General features: G+C 74.9%; 11 protein-coding genes, 1 pseudogene and 1 riboswitch. Of the genes and pseudogenes, 5 read left to right on the forward strand and 7 right to left on the reverse strand.

Annotation, left to right across the window (positions count from 1 at the left end):
- Positions 1-23: 23 nt before the first annotated feature.
- A complete protein-coding gene (locus tag ACGF15_RS14915) occupies positions 24-698 on the reverse strand; it encodes a class I SAM-dependent methyltransferase (RefSeq protein ID WP_362608329.1) in 675 nt (224 codons plus the stop codon).
- Between the two features lie 279 nt (positions 699-977).
- Between ACGF15_RS14915 and ACGF15_RS14920 the strand changes: the two genes are divergently transcribed.
- The 3 genes from ACGF15_RS14920 (at position 978) to betT (ending at position 6,240) form a co-directional block, all read left to right on the forward strand.
- Positions 978-2,444, forward strand: a complete 1,467-nt coding sequence (locus ACGF15_RS14920; RefSeq protein WP_392799137.1) for an aldehyde dehydrogenase family protein — start codon at positions 978-980, stop codon at positions 2,442-2,444.
- 75 nt (positions 2,445-2,519) lie between these two features.
- Complete coding sequence (locus ACGF15_RS14925) at positions 2,520-4,091, forward strand: GMC family oxidoreductase (protein WP_392799140.1); 1,572 nt, start codon at positions 2,520-2,522, stop codon at positions 4,089-4,091.
- 28 nt (positions 4,092-4,119) lie between these two features.
- Positions 4,120-6,240 (forward strand): choline BCCT transporter BetT, encoded by a 2,121-nt coding sequence (gene betT, locus ACGF15_RS14930; protein WP_345614897.1) that lies wholly within the window; start codon positions 4,120-4,122, stop codon positions 6,238-6,240.
- Between the two features lie 43 nt (positions 6,241-6,283).
- Here betT and bioD read toward each other — a convergent pair whose 3' ends face one another.
- The 3 genes from bioD to bioB all read right to left on the reverse strand — a co-directional run bounded on the left by bioD (position 6,284) and on the right by bioB (position 10,130).
- Complete coding sequence (gene bioD, locus ACGF15_RS14935; protein ID WP_362608308.1) at positions 6,284-7,411, reverse strand: dethiobiotin synthase; 1,128 nt, start codon at positions 7,409-7,411, stop codon at positions 6,284-6,286.
- Positions 7,412-7,645: 234 nt separating this feature from the next.
- Positions 7,646-8,935 carry an adenosylmethionine--8-amino-7-oxononanoate transaminase gene (locus tag ACGF15_RS14940; RefSeq protein ID WP_392799144.1) on the reverse strand — a complete coding sequence of 430 codons (1,290 nt, stop codon included), beginning with the start codon at positions 8,933-8,935 and terminating at the stop codon, positions 7,646-7,648.
- On the reverse strand, positions 8,928-10,130 hold the full coding sequence (gene bioB, locus ACGF15_RS14945; RefSeq protein ID WP_392799147.1) for a biotin synthase BioB: 1,203 nt from the start codon (positions 10,128-10,130) through the stop codon (positions 8,928-8,930). Before bioB ends, ACGF15_RS14940 begins: the two co-directional genes overlap by 8 nt.
- 144 nt (positions 10,131-10,274) lie before the next feature.
- On the opposite strand from bioB, the gene ACGF15_RS14950 reads away from it, so the two are divergent.
- Together ACGF15_RS14950 and ACGF15_RS14955 are read left to right on the forward strand one after the other, a co-directional pair.
- A complete protein-coding gene (locus ACGF15_RS14950; RefSeq protein ID WP_392799150.1) occupies positions 10,275-11,447 on the forward strand; it encodes an 8-amino-7-oxononanoate synthase in 1,173 nt (390 codons plus the stop codon).
- A gap of 244 nt (positions 11,448-11,691) precedes the next feature.
- Positions 11,692-12,144: pseudogene (locus ACGF15_RS14955) on the forward strand (ATP-binding protein); the annotation flags it as partial.
- A 182-nt stretch (positions 12,145-12,326) separates the two neighbouring features.
- Here the strand turns inward: ACGF15_RS14955 and ACGF15_RS14960 are convergent.
- The 3 genes from ACGF15_RS14960 to ACGF15_RS14970 all read right to left on the reverse strand — a co-directional run bounded on the left by ACGF15_RS14960 (position 12,327) and on the right by ACGF15_RS14970 (position 14,281).
- Entirely contained in the window at positions 12,327-12,839 is a 513-nt protein-coding gene (locus tag ACGF15_RS14960; RefSeq protein WP_345614892.1) for a C40 family peptidase, read from the reverse strand.
- A gap of 3 nt (positions 12,840-12,842) precedes the next feature.
- A riboswitch (cyclic di-AMP (ydaO/yuaA leader) is annotated at positions 12,843-12,997 on the reverse strand.
- A gap of 346 nt (positions 12,998-13,343) precedes the next feature.
- Positions 13,344-13,658 carry a hypothetical protein gene (locus ACGF15_RS14965; RefSeq protein ID WP_392799153.1) on the reverse strand — a complete coding sequence of 105 codons (315 nt, stop codon included), beginning with the start codon at positions 13,656-13,658 and terminating at the stop codon, positions 13,344-13,346.
- Positions 13,655-14,281, reverse strand: coding sequence for an ATP-dependent Clp protease proteolytic subunit (locus ACGF15_RS14970; RefSeq protein WP_392799156.1), 627 nt, complete (start codon positions 14,279-14,281; stop codon positions 13,655-13,657). The genes ACGF15_RS14965 and ACGF15_RS14970 overlap by 4 nt, the downstream gene beginning before the upstream one ends.
- Between the last annotated feature and the right edge of the window lie 5 nt (positions 14,282-14,286).

Raw genomic sequence — 14,286 nt, forward strand, 5'->3', positions numbered from 1 at the left:
CGTCAGCCGTCAGCCGTCAGCCGTCAGCCGTCCGGGGGCTTGCGTGCGCTGCCGAGGACGCACGGCGACGAGGGCAGGGGCACCCCGCCCTCCGGGACCGTCAGCCGCCGGTACGCGGGCCGCTCGAAGCCCGCCGCCCCGATCGCCGCCAGGGTGTCCCGCGCCGTGTGGCAGCCGCCGAACAACCGCGGCCACACCGTGCGGTCCAGCCCCCGCTGCACCCGCGCCAGGCCCGGCGCCGGCGCCACGACGTGCTCGAAGAACCGCAGCTCCCCACCCGGGCGGAGCACCCGGCGGAGCTCCGCCAGCGCCCGCGGCAGATCGCGCACGGAGCACAGCACCAGGGAGGCCACCGCGGCGTCGAAGCCCTCGCTCTTCACCGGCAGGGCCTCCGCGGTACCCGGCACCACGTCCACCGGGACCCCCGCACGCACCGCCGCCTCGACGGCGGCACCGCGCAGCAGCCGCTCGGGCTCGATCGCCACCACCTCGCTGACGGCCGGGGGGTAGTGGGCGAAGTTCAGCCCGTTGCCCGCCCCGATCTCCACGACCCGGCCGGACAGCCCCGACAGCAGCTCCGACCGGAGCGCGGCGACACCCGCCCGGGCATCCGCCGCCACGCTGAACCGGGCGTAGAAACGGGCGAACAGCGGATGGTGCACCGCGTCGCCGGGGACCTTGGGGGAGCGCAGGGCCACCGTCACCGACCTCCTCGCAGGGGGACACACCCTCACCGGCATTCTGCCCCGACCGGGGCCGCCCCATGGGTGTGCGGCGCCGCCGCGGCCCCGCCCCCCGCTCGGGGCCCCGCGCGCCGGACGCCCGGAGCCGCGGTCCGTTAGCCCGCCCGGGGTGCCTCGGCCCCCGGCTCCCGCCCGCGGCGGTGCGTCCCGTAGGCCGACGGCCCCGCATGGGCCATGTTGCTGACCGTCGGGTCGATCGGCGCGACACCGGGCCGGATGCGAAGGAGACCCACGGTGGGCAAGTTGTACATCGGCGGCGAGTGGACACCGGCGGCGGCCGGCGGGCGGCGCGAGGTGGTCAATCCCTTCGACGGCTCCGTCGTCACCACCGTCGACGAGGCCGACGCCGGTGACGTCGACCGCGCGGTGCGCGCCGCCCGCCGGGCCTTCCGCGAGGCGGACTGGGCCACCGCCCCCACCCGCCGCCGGGCCGACCTGCTGCTGCGCGTCCACGGCCTCCTGCTGCGCGACAAGGAGGAGATCGCCCGCACCGAGACCCTCGACACCGGCAAGACGCTGGCCGAGGCCCGCATCGACGTCGAGGACGTGGCGAACGCCTTCCGCTACTACGGCGAGGTCGCCGACAAGGACGGCGGCCGTGTCGTGGACGTCGGCCCGGACGTCCTCAGCCGCGTCGTCCACGAGCCGATCGGGGTGTGCGCGCTCGTCGCCCCCTGGAACTACCCCCTGCTGCAGGCCTCCTGGAAGGTCGCCCCGGCGCTCGCCGCGGGCAACACCTTCGTGCTCAAGCCGAGCGAGACCACGCCCCTGACCACCATCGCCATGGTCAGGCTCATCGAGGAGGCCGGCGCCCCGCCCGGGGTCGCCAACCTGGTGCTCGGCGCGGGCGCCACCGTGGGGGCCGCGCTCACCACCCACCCCGAGGTCGACCTCGTCTCCTTCACCGGAGGGCTGGCCACCGGACGCACCATCATGGCGGGCGCCGCCGAGGGGCCGAAGAACATCGCCCTGGAGCTGGGCGGCAAGAACCCCAACGTCGTCTTCGCCGACGCCGACTTCGACGCCGCCCTCGACAACGCCCTCAACGCCGCCTTCCTCCACTCCGGCCAGGTCTGCTCGGCCGGGTCCCGGCTGCTGGTCGAGGACGCGCTGCACGACCGCTTCGTCGACGCCCTCGCGGGCCGCGCCGAGGCGATCAGGCTCGGCAACGGCATGGACCAGGGCACCGAGAGCGGACCGCTCAGCTCCGCCGAGCACCGCGAGAAGGTCGAGCGCATGATCGCCGTGGGGCGCAAGGAGGGCGCCCGGCTCGTCACCGGGGGAGACCGCCCCGCGGACCCCGCACTGGGCCGCGGCTTCTTCCTCCGGCCGACCGTCTTCGCCGACTGCGACCGCACCATGCGCATCGTGCAGGAGGAGGTCTTCGGCCCGGTCGTCACCGTCGAACGCTTCCGCACCGAGGACGAGGCGGTGGAGCTGGCCAACGACACCCGCTACGGCCTCGCGGGCGGCGTCTGGACCTCCGACGCGAGCCGCGCCCAGCGCGTCGCCGGGCGCCTGCGCCACGGCACGGTGTGGATCAACGACTTCCACCCGTACGTCCCCGGCGCCGAGTGGGGCGGCTTCGGGCTCTCCGGCGTCGGGCGCGAACTCGGGCCCACCGGGCTGCGCGAGTACCAGGAGGCCAAGCACATCTACCAGAACCTCAGCCCCGCCCCCTCCGGATGGTTCAAGGGCTGACCGAGCCCCGGACGGTTCAAGGGCTGACCGAGCCCCGCGCGCCGCCCGCGACCGGCGGCCCGAAGAAGGACACCCATGGCTTCCACCACCCCGCACGGCACCGAGACCGCCTACGACTACGTCATCGTCGGCGGCGGCACCGCCGGCTGCGTGCTCGCCGCACGGCTCAGCGAGGACCCCGACTGCCGTGTCTGCGTCGTCGAGGGCGGGCCCAGCGACGTCGGCGACGACCGCATCCTGCGCCTGCGCAACTGGATCAACCTGCTCGGCTCGGAGTTCGACTACGGCTACACCACCGTCGAGCAGCCCCGCGGCAACTCCCACATCCTGCACTCCCGCGCCCGGGTGCTCGGCGGCTGCTCCTCCCACAACACCCTGATCAGCTTCCTCCCGCTGCCGGAGGACCTCGACGACTGGGTGGCCGCGGGCTGCACCGGCTGGGGCCCCGAGACGGTCCTGCCCTACCGCGACCGGCTCCGGACCCATATCGTCCCGGTGGCCGAGGCCGACCGGAACCCCATCGCCGAGGACTTCGTCACCGCGGCCTCCGCCGCCCTCGGCGTCCCGGTCGTCGAGGACTTCAACGCCCGGCCCTTCGCCGAGGGCGCCGGGTTCTTCTCCCTCGCCTACCAGCCCGAGGGCAACCTGCGCTCCTCCGCCTCGGTCGCCTACCTCCACCCCGTCCTCGACCGGCCCAACCTCACCCTCATGCTGGAGACCTGGGCGCACCGGCTGCTCCCGGACGCCTCGGGCCGGCTGACCCGGGTCGCCGTCCGCGGCGCCGACGGCGCACCCGCCACCGTGCGCGCCGAGCGCGAACTCCTGCTCTGCGCGGGGGCGGTCGACACCCCCCGCCTGCTGCTGCTCTCCGGCGTCGGCCCCGCCGACGACCTGCGGCGGCTGGGGATCGAGGTGCGGGCCGACCTGCCGGGCGTGGGCGAGAACCTGCTGGACCACCCCGAGTCCGTGATCGTCTGGGAGACCGCCGGCCCGCTGCCGCCGAACTCCGCGATGGACTCCGACGCCGGACTGTTCCTGCGCCGCGACACCGGCCGGCCCCGCCCGGACCTGATGTTCCACTTCTACCAGGTGCCGTTCACCGTCAACACCGAACGCCTGGGCTACCCCGTCCCGGCGCACGGGGTGTGCATGACCCCCAACGTGCCGCGGGCCCGGTCCACCGGCCGGATGTGGCTGCGCAGCGCCGACCCGGCGGAGCATCCGGCGCTGGACTTCCGGTACTTCACCGATCCGGAGGGGTACGACGAGCGCACCGTCGTCGACGGGTTGAAGATCGCCCGCGAGGTGGCCGCGACCGCGCCGCTGCGCGACTGGCTCGTCCGCGAGGTCGCTCCCGGGCCCGGTGTCACCTCCGACGCCGAGCTCTCCGAGTACGGCCGCCGCGCGGCGCACACCGTCTACCACCCCGCCGGCACCTGCCGCATGGGGGCGCCCGACGACCCGATGGCCGTCTGCGGCCCCGACCTGCGGCTGCGGGGGGTCGAGGGCGTGCGCGTCGTGGACGCCTCAGTCTTCCCGACGATGCCGACCATCAACCCCATGGTGACCGTGCTGCTCGCCGCCGAACGCGCCGCCGACCTGATCACCGGCCGTCCCGGCCCCTCCGGTCAGGGAGCAGCGAAGTGACCCCACCCCGAGCCGAAGGGAGCCGGCCGTGTCGACCGTAGGAGGCAGGGACGCCGGGTACGCCCCCGAGGAGCCGGTCGAGCCCGAGGAGGAGGACCCGGGCTCGCTGAAGCCGCTGGTCTTCTACGGCTCGGCCGTCCTCATCCTGGCCATCTCGATCTGGGCGATGATCACCCCCTCCGGGGCGGAGGAGGTCATCGGGGTGGTGGTGGACAAGATCTCGGACTGGTTCGGCTGGTACTACTTCCTGGCCGCCACCCTGTACCTGGTCTTCGTCCTGTTCATCGGCGTGTCGAAGTACGGCACGGTCAAGCTGGGCCCCAAGCACTACAAGCCCGACTACGGGCTCTTCGCCTGGGCGGCCATGCTGTTCGCCGCCGGCATCGGCATCGACCTGATGTTCTTCTCCGTCGCCGGGCCGGTGAGCCACTACCTGGTACCCCCCGAGGGGACCCCGGAGTCGCTGGAGGCCGCCCGGATGGCCGTGGTGTGGACCCTGTTCCACTACGGCATCACCGGCTGGGCGATGTACGCGCTGATGGGCATGGTCCTCGGCTACTTCGCCTTCCGCTACAAGCTGCCCCTGGCCATCCGCTCCGCGCTGTACCCGATCATCGGCCGCCGCATCCACGGGCGGATCGGCGACGCGGTCGACCTGGCGGCCATCATCGGCACCGTCTTCGGCATCTCCGTCTCGCTCGGCATCGGCGTCGTCCAGCTCAACTACGGCCTGAAGTTCCTCTTCGACGTGCCCGAGGGGCTGCCCGCGCAGATCAGCCTGATCGGCGTCGCCGTGGTGATGGCCACCGTCTCCGCCGTCGCGGGCGTGGACAAGGGCATCCGCCGGCTCTCGCAGCTCAACGTGCTCCTCGCCGTGCTGCTGATGCTGTTCATCCTGGTGGTGGGCGAACCGTTCCGCCTGCTCAACGCCCTGGTGCAGAACATCGGCGACTACGTCAGCGGCTTCCCCTCCATGACGCTGAACACCTTCGCCTACGACCAGCCCACCGAGTGGCTGGACGCATGGACGCTGTTCTTCTGGGCCTGGTGGATCGCCTGGGCGCCGTTCGTCGGGCTCTTCCTGGCCCGCATCTCCCGCGGCCGCACGCTGCGCCAGTTCGTCGCCGCCACGCTGATCATCCCGTTCCTCTTCACCGGGCTGTTCCTCGCCGTCTTCGGCAACAGCGCGCTGTTCGTGGTGCAGGACGGCAACGCCGCCTTCGGCGAGACCGCGCTGAACTCGCCCGAGCAGGCCTTCTACGGACTGCTGGAGCTCTACCCGGGGGCCACCTTCAGCGCCGGGCTGGCGACCTTCGTCGGCCTGCTGCTGTACGTCACCTCCGCCGACTCCGGTGCCCTGGTGATGGGCAACCTCAGCTCGCACCTGCCCACCCCGGTGACCGACGCGCGGACCTGGATGCGCATCTTCTGGGCGGTGACGACGGGCCTGCTCACCCTCGCCATGCTCATCGTCGGCGGCGTGCAGGCGCTCACCGACGCCACCATCATCATGGGGCTGCCCTTCTCCTTCGTGATGTTCCTGATCATGGCCGGGCTCTATCTCGCGCTGCGCTCCGAGCGCATGCGCGAGGAGGCGCTGACCACCACCCTGCCCGCCTCCCTCTCCGGGCGGACCCCGCAGCACGGCCCGGCGGGGACGCGCACCTGGCGCCAGCGCCTGACCCGGGCGATGGCCTTCCCCGGCCCGCGCGCCGCGGCACGGTTCGTCGAGGAGGTGTGCCGCCCCGCCTTCGAGGAGGTCGCCCAGGCGCTGCGGGAGCAGGACGCGCAGGCGGAGGTCACCGCGGGGACCGACGAGGAGAACGGCCTGCCGCACGTCGGCATCACCGTGGCCATCGGCCCGCGCGACCAGTTCCTCTACCGGGTCTGGCCGGTGGAACGGCCCACCCCCGGCTTCGCCACCCGGTCGATCAGCACCCACGACAGCTATGTGCGCTACGAGGTGCAGCTCGCCGAGGGCAACCAGGGCTACGACGTCATGGGGTACACCCGGGAGCAGCTCATCGCCGACACCCTCGACCAGTACGAGCGGCACCTGGAGTTCCTGCGCCTCCACCACGAGGCGACGGCGGGGTCGGCCCTGCCCGACCACCGCCCCGACGCGCCCGACGCCGACCAGCCGCAGTAGCCGGGAGCGGAGGGCCGAGCGGCCGGGGCCGGTCCCGGGCCGCTCAGCCCTCCCCCGGGGCCGGTGCGGGCGAGACGAAGCAGAACTCGTTGCCCTCCGGGTCCGCGAGCACCTGGAACCGCCCCTGAGCGTCCTCGACCACGGCACCGAGCCGGCGGGCTCCCCGGCGCACGGCGGCCTCCGCAGCGGCTTCCACGTCCCCGGTGCCGAGGTCCATGTGCAGACGGTTCTTCACCCGCTTGCCCTCGGGCACCCGCTGGAAGGCCACCCGCGGCCCCCGGGGCGGGTCCACGCAGGACCAGTCGGGCCCCCGGTCCACCGCCTCGGCACCCAGCAGGGCGCCCCAGAAGCGGGCGAGTCCGGCCGGCTCGCCGCAGTCGAGGACCAGCGCGTCGACACCGGCCGGGCCGTCCCCGGCCACCGGCTCCTGCGGCCCCGGAGCGTCCGCGGCCGGCGGCGGGCCGAAGGCCGCCGCGAAGTCCGCACCCTCCCAGGTGCCGCCCAGCTGCGGAGCCAGCCAGCCCGCGGCCGCGGCCCGGAAGGCGGTCGGCTCAAGCGCCCCGGCCCCCTCCGGAACCGCCCCCAGCAGCGGTGCCCCGGCCGCCGAGGGCAGGTCCGCCAGGTTGCAGCGCGCGGCCAGGTCGGGCGCCTGGGGCCAGCTGCCGATCACGCAGCCGAGCAGGGGGACGCCCCGTGTGCGCAGCGCCTCCGCCGTCAGCGCGGTCGCGTTCAGCGTCCCCAGCCCCGCCGGGGCGACGGCCAGGACCGGTGCCCCGAGCAGCGCGGCAGCGTCGGCGAGCGTGGCCCCGGAGTCGTCCAGGTGCACCAGCAGACCGCCCGCGCCCTCCACCAGCACCAGATCGTGGCAGGCGGCCAGCTCGGCGGCCGCCTGCGCCACCCGGGCCGGCGTGACCGGCGCGGCCCCCGCCCGCCGCGCCGCCGTGGCCGGGGCCAGCGGCTCCGGATACCGGGCCAGTTCGCGCGAGGTCACGGCTCCGGCCAGCCGGGCCGCCACCGCGGCGTCGCCGTCCTCACCCGGGGCGACCCCGGTCTGCGCGGGCTTGAGCACGGCCACCGAACGGCCGCCCGCCAGCGCCGCGGCGGCGAGCGCCGCGGTCACCACCGTCTTGCCGATCCCGGTACCCGTACCCGTCACGACGATCACTGACATGCTGGTCTTCCCGTTCTCGTCCACCGACCGCCGCGCCTCGCGGCGGTCGCCACTGCCCCCGTCGGCCGCGGCCGGCCCCGGTCGCGGCGGTGCCCCGCCCCGCCGCCTTCCCGGACCGGCCGGGCGGGGCCCAGGAGGCCGGCACGGCGCCCCGCGGGGTGCCGTACCGGGCGCCGCTCTCCCGCTACGGGCGCGGCCCGCCCGGCCCGGCACCGGCCGCCCGGCCGGTGCGCCTCAGCCCGCCGCCGCTGCCGCGCACACCGCGCGGCAGACCTGCGCCAGGTCCTCGTCCCCCGTCACATACGGGGGCATCACGTACACCAGGTCGCGGAACGGCCGCAGCCAGACCCCCTCCCGGACGGCGGCGGCCGTCGCCGCCGCGATGTCGGCCTCGTGGTCCAGCTGCACCACCCCGATCCCGCCGAGCACGCGGACCTCGCGCACCCGCGGGAGCGCGGCGGCCTCGGCCAGCCCGGTGCGCAGCCCGGCCTCCAGCCGCTTCACCTCCGCCCGCCAGTCCTGCCCGAGGAGCAGGTCCAGCGAGGCACCGGCCACCGCGGCGGCGAGCGGGTTGCCCATGAACGTCGGGCCGTGGGCGAGCACCGGCACCTCGCCCCGCGAGATCCCCTCCGCCACCCGGGTCGTGCACAGTGTCGCCGCCATCGTCAGATAGCCGCCCGTCAGCGCCTTGCCCAGGCACATCACATCCGGCGACACCCCGGCGTGGTCCGCGGCGAAGAGTTCGCCGGTCCGGCCGAACCCGGTGGCGATCTCGTCGAAGACCAGGAGCACCTCGTGCTCGTCGCAGGCCTCGCGCAGCACCGCCAGGTAGGCCGGGGAGTGGAAGCGCATCCCGCCCGCACCCTGCACCACGGGCTCGACCACGACCGCGGCCGTCTCGTGCGCGTGCGCCGCGACCAGCGCGCGCAGCTCCTCGGCGTAGGTCTCGTCGTACTCCGCGGGCGGGGGCCCCGCGAACACCTGCCGGGGCAGGACCCCCTGCCACAGTTCGTGCATCCCGCCCTCGGGGTCGCACACCGACATCGGCTGCCAGGTGTCGCCGTGGTAGCCCCCGCGCCAGGTGAGCAGCCGCTGCTTGGCCGGGCGGCCGAGGGAGCGCCAGTACTGCAGGCACATCTTGGCGGCCACCTCGACGGAGACCGAGCCGGAGTCGCACAGGAAGACGTGCCGCAGCGGCTCCGGTGTGACCTCCACCAGCCGCGCGGCGAGCCGCACGGCCGGCTCGTGGGTGAGCCCGCCGAACATCACATGGCTCATCCGTCCCAGCTGGGCGGTGGCCGCCTCGTTGAGCACCGGGTGGTTGTAGCCGTGCACGGCCGACCACCACGAGGACATGCCGTCGATCAGCTCCCGCCGCCCGTGGACCTCCCGGGCCAGCCGGAGCCGGACGCCGGAGGCCGACTCCACGAGCAGCGGCTCGGTACGGCCCGGCATCGGGCCGTACGGGTGCCACACATGGGCCCGGTCCAGGTCCAGCAGCTCACCGGTGGTGAACTCAGGCATTGGGCGCCAGGTCCGTGCCCGCGCCGCGCCGCCGCACCGCGACCAGGTCGGTACGGGCTCCGGCCGGAGCCGCCTCGGGGGCGGGGGCGGACCCGGTCGCGGACGCGGTCTCCCCGGCGCCGCCGGAGCAGCCGCCCGAGCCCTCGCCGCACACGGAGCCCGCCGCGCCCGCGGAGCCGCAGCCCCCGGCCGCCCGGTGCTCCGGCAGGGTCGTCGTGCCGGCGCCCTCGACCTCGAAGCCGGCGTCGGCGATCATCTCCAGGTCCGCCTTGCCCGCCTGGCCCTCGCTGGTGAGGTAGTCGCCGAGGAAGATCGAGTTCGCCAGGTGCAGGGCGAGCGGCTGGAGACTGCGCAGATGGACCTCGCGCCCGCCCGCCAGGCGGACCTCCACGTCCGGGCAGACGAAGCGGACCATGGCCAGGATCCGCAGCGCGCGCTGCGGGGTCAGGTTCCACTCCTTGGCGAGCGGCGTGCCCTCGAAGGGGATCAGGAAGTTCACCGGCACGGAGTCGGGGTCCAGCTCGCGCAGGGCGAAGACCACGTCCACCAGGTCCTCGTCGCTCTCGCCCATGCCGGCGATCAGGCCGGAGCACGCGGACAGCCCGGCGGCGTGCGCCTTGTTCACCGTGTCCACCCGGTCGGCGTAGGTGTGGGTGGTGGTGATCTCCCCGTACGTCTCCTCGGACGTGTTCAGGTTGTGGTTGTAGGCGTCGGCCCCGGCGGCCCGCAGCCGCTCGGCCTGGCCGTCGGAGAGCAGGCCGAGGCAGGCGCACACCTCGACCTCGCCGTTCTGGTCCTTGATCGCCTCGATGGTCCTGGACACCCGGTCCACGTCCCGGTCGGTCGGGCCCCGCCCGCTCGCCACCAGGCAGACGCGCTTCGCGCCGCCCGCGACGCCCGCGGCCGCCGCCTCGGTCGCCTCCTCCGGCTTCAGCCAGGTGTACTTGAGGATCTCGGCCTTGGAGCCGAGGCGCTGCGAGCAGTAGGAGCAGTCCTCGGGGCACAGCCCGGACTTGAGGTTGACGAGGTAGTTGAGCTTCACCCGCCGTCCGAACCACTGGCGGCGGACCCGGCCGGCCGCGGCCACCACCTCGAGCAGGTCGTCGTCGGAGGTCGCCAGGACGGCGAGCGCTTCTTCACGGGTCGGCAGCTCGCGCCGCATGCCCTTTTCCACCAGCGTGTTCAGCAGGTCCATGGCGCTGATCCTGACGCACCGCACGGGCCCGGGCCAAGGAGGATGTGCACAACGGCGGTGGAATCAGGTGTGTGTATGACCACATCCCGCGCGCGCTGCCGCCCCGCTAGGGTCTGTGCGCTGCCTACAAAAGGACCGGACCCCATGGCGCAGGCCCCCCGCGATCCCGTCGACCGGATCGACCCCTTCGACTGGATCGACGAGGAGGCGCGCCACCGGGCGCGCGCCGGGCTCGTCCGCACCCTGCGCCCCCGCGAGGCCGCCTCGGAGCTGCTGGACCTGGCGGGCAACGACTACCTGGGGCTGACCCGCCGCCCGGAGGTCGCCCGGGCCGCGGCCGACGCCGCACTGCGCTGGGGCGCAGGCGCCACCGGGTCCCGCCTGGTCACCGGGAGCACCCGGCTCCACGCCGAGCTGGAGCGCGAGCTGGCCGCCTTCTGCGGCTTCGAGGCCGCGCTGGTGCTGTCCTCCGGGTACGCGGCCAACCTCGCCGCCGTCACGGCCCTGGCCGGGCGCGGTGCGCTGGTCGTCTCGGACGCCGCCAACCACGCCTCGATCGTCGACGGCTGCCGGCTCGCCCGGGCGGAGACGGCCGTGGTGCCGCACGCCGACCCGGACGCGGTGCACAAGACCCTCCAGGCGCACCCCGGGCGGCGGGCGCTGGTGGTCACGGACTCGGTGTTCTCCGTCGACGGGGACGCCGCACCCCTGGCGGGGATCGCCGGCGCCTGCCGGGAGGCGGGCGCCGCGCTGCTGGTCGACGACGCGCACGGGCTCGGCGTGCTCGGCGACGGAGGCCGGGGCGCCCCGTACGCGGCGGGCCTCGCGGGGGCGCCGGGCACCGTGGCGACCGTCACCCTCTCGAAGTCGCTCGGCAGCCAGGGCGGTGCCGTCCTCGGTCCGGCGCGTGTCGTGGAGCACCTGGTCAACACCGCCCGCCCCTTCATCTTCGACACCGGCCTCGCCCCGGCCGCCGCCGCGGGCGCCCTCGCGAGCCTCGGGGTCCTGCGGCGCGAGCCGCACCTGCCCGCCCGGGCCCGCGCGGTCGCCACCGAGCTGCACCGGCGCTTCACCGAGGCCGGTCTGACGGCCGCCCGCCCGGACGCCGCCGTGGTCTCGGTGCGGGCACCGTCGCCGGAGGCCGCGGTGCGGTGGGCAGCCGACTGCCGGGACGCCGGGCTGCTGGTGGGCTGCTTCAGACCGCCGTCGGTGCCCGACGGCGTCTCCCGCCTCCGGCTCACCGCCCGGGCCGATCTCACGGACCGCCAGGTGGCCGCCGCGGCCGGAACCGTCCTGGCGACCGCGCCGCCGGGATGAGCCCGCCGCGGCCCGCCCGGGGAGGGCGGCGCGCGGGCTGCCCTCGCCCGGCGGGCCCGGCCGCCCGTGCCGAACAGGTGCACGCCTCGGGCATCACCGCTTCGGGCGACAGTTGTCCCCTGATCCGGGCGGAACGCCTCCCCCGCCCGGTGCCGGATGGCACCCTGTCGGCGTTGGGCATTCCGGGGCGGGCCGCCCCGCGCGGCCGTCCGGACCGCGCCCCGGTGGAAGGGACCGCAACGCCATGGCAGACCGTCAAGAAGCCTCCGTCACCCTGCCGAGCGATCCGGTGTCGGTCTCCACGGCCCGGCGGTACGCCGCCGACGTGCTGGGCGCCTGGCGGCTGCCCGGGGACGGCGAACTGCGGGACTCGGTCCGCCTGATCGTCTCCGAGCTCGCCACCAACGCCGTTCAGCACACCTTCGGGCAGTCCCCGACGTTCCGCGTCGACCTGTTCCTGGAGGAGGCGGGAACCGGGGACGGCGGGCCGGGCACGGCGGCGGGACGGCTGCTGGTGGGCGTCACGGACAGCCACCCGCGCTGGCCCCGCCGGCTTCCCGCGGCGGTGCGGCAGGACAACGGGCGCGGCATGGGGATCATCCGCTCGCTCACGGCCCACCACGGCGGACGGATGTTCGTCAGCCCGACGGAGGACGGCGGCAAGACGGTGTGGGTCGTCCTGCCCCTGCCGGAACCGGAGCCGCTGACGGAGCCCGCCCTCCCGCCCCGGCACGGCCGGGGCGAGCCGGGGCCCCGGCCCCCGGCGGCAGCCGAGGCCGGGCTCGGCGGCCCGGCGGCCCGGGAGCGCCTTCCCCGGGCGGCCGGGAGCGCCTCCCCCGAGCGGCCGGTCCCGGCCGCCCAGGCCGTCCCGCCGCCGGGTCACCGCACCCGGCCGTAGGACACCCGCTTCGTCCAGATCTTGGCCAGCCGCACCACGTCGCCGGTCTTGGGGGAGTGCCAGATGCGGCCGCTCCCGGCGTAGATGCCCACGTGGTAGACGGAACCGCCGGAGTGGAAGAACACCAGGTCCCCGCGGCGGCGGTTGCCCGCGGAGATGCGGCTGGTGCGGTTGTACTGCTGCTGGGCCGTGCGCGGCAGCGCCTTGCCCGCCTTCCGGTACGAGTAGAGCGTCAGCCCCGAGCAGTCGAACCGGTAGGGCCCGGCCGCCCCGTAGCGGTAGGGCGCGCCCTTCTTGGAGGCGGCCACCCGGAGCGCCGTGCCCGCGTGGCTGCTCGACGCGGCGGCCTCCGGTGCCGCGCCCGGCACCAGGAGGGAGCCGCCCACCACGGCGGCCGTCAGTGCCGAGACGACGCCCGTGCGGGGGAGGCGGGCGCCGCGGGGGGCGGCGGGCACGGAGGAGGAGGGGAACGGAACCTGCGTCTGCGCGGTCATGCGCAACCCTTCGTCTGCCGCCTGTGAAGGGTGACCTGTCGGGTTCGGACCGCGAAGACGCCCGGCCGCCGCAGCGGCTTCACCCCGAGGAGCGGACCGGAACCACCGGTCGCCCCGTACTGCCGGGTCCTCCACTCCTGCCGATGCACTTCCGTCGACCCGACGCCCGGCACGGCGGCAGGACTCAGCGTCCGCCCGGACCGCCCCGTCGAGGTGACGGGGGCTTGTCGTCCCAGGGATCGTGACTCACGGATGTCCGATTTCCGAGTTGAAACGGCTTTTGTGAAGCCGATCACGACTGATCTGTTCGGGTGGGCAGGGGTGTTGGGGCGCCCCCGGCTCCCGCCGGAACCATCGTCGTACCAGCATCGAAACCGACCGGTTCAGCCAAATCGGTGGTCCTCGCCCGCAACTGCTCCGGAGCACGGAGTCGTCGTCCCCGCTCCACCGAACGAGGGACGAACACCGTTACCCCGTCGGCGGTTGACAGGGGCGGACCTTCCGTCAGATCCCCTCCGGCCCCGAAAGGGGCGGCAGGGTCAGGCGGTTCGTCCGCCGTTCGCCGTCGAGGGCGCGCAGCGCCCGGGCCAGGGTCGCGCTGTGCACGTCGCTCTCCCCGTTGCGGTGCATCCGGGTGAGGGCATCGCGCAGCGCGATCGCGCTTCCCACCAGCGCCTGGGCGGACCGGAGCGCCTCGTAGGTGCGCTCCGCGCGGGCCGGGTTGGCGCGGCCGAGTCGGTCGGCGGCCTGGAGGTAGCTGTCGAGGTAGGCCCCCTCGGCCCGGGTCGGCGCGGGCAGTCGCGGCGGTTCGGGGATCACGCGGTCCACCCCGTGCCGCGGCGGCCCCCGAGGACGTGGTCCACCACTCCGTACGCCTTCGCCGCCCGGGCGTCGAGCACCAGGTCCCGTTCGAGGTCCCCGGCCACCGCGGCCTCGTCCCGACCGGTGTGACGGGACGTCAGGGCCACGGTCAGCGCGCGTCGGCGCAGCAGTTCCTCGGCGTGGACCGCGAGGTCGGAGGGGCTCCCGTGGAGCGGCTCGTCCACCGCGGGCTGCCGGAGCAGGATGCGTGAACCGGGCAGTGCCGAGCGCTTGCCCGGTGTGCCGGAGGCGAGCAGCAGCGCCGCGGTGGAGTCGGCCCTGCCGATGCAGGTGGTGGCGACGTCGCAGGTGATGGCCGCCAGCGTGTCGTATACGGCGGTCATCGCCGCGAAGGGGCCGCCGGGGGAGTTGATGTGGAGCTGGATGTCCTGCCCGGGTGAGGCGTGCTCCAGGAGGAGCAGCCGGGCGACGGCGTCGTTGGCGGCGGTGTCGTCGAGCGGCGCTCCGAGGACGACGATCCGCTCGCCGAACAGCTTCGCGTACGGGTCCAGGGTGCGGGTGCCGAGCGGGGAGCGGTCGGTGAACTCGGGCAGGGCATGGCGGGAGGCGGGACGGTGCACGGCGT

The sequence above is a fragment of the Streptomyces sp. NPDC048001 genome, assembly GCF_043203115.1.
GTDB lineage: Bacteria > Actinomycetota > Actinomycetes > Streptomycetales > Streptomycetaceae > Streptomyces > Streptomyces sanyensis.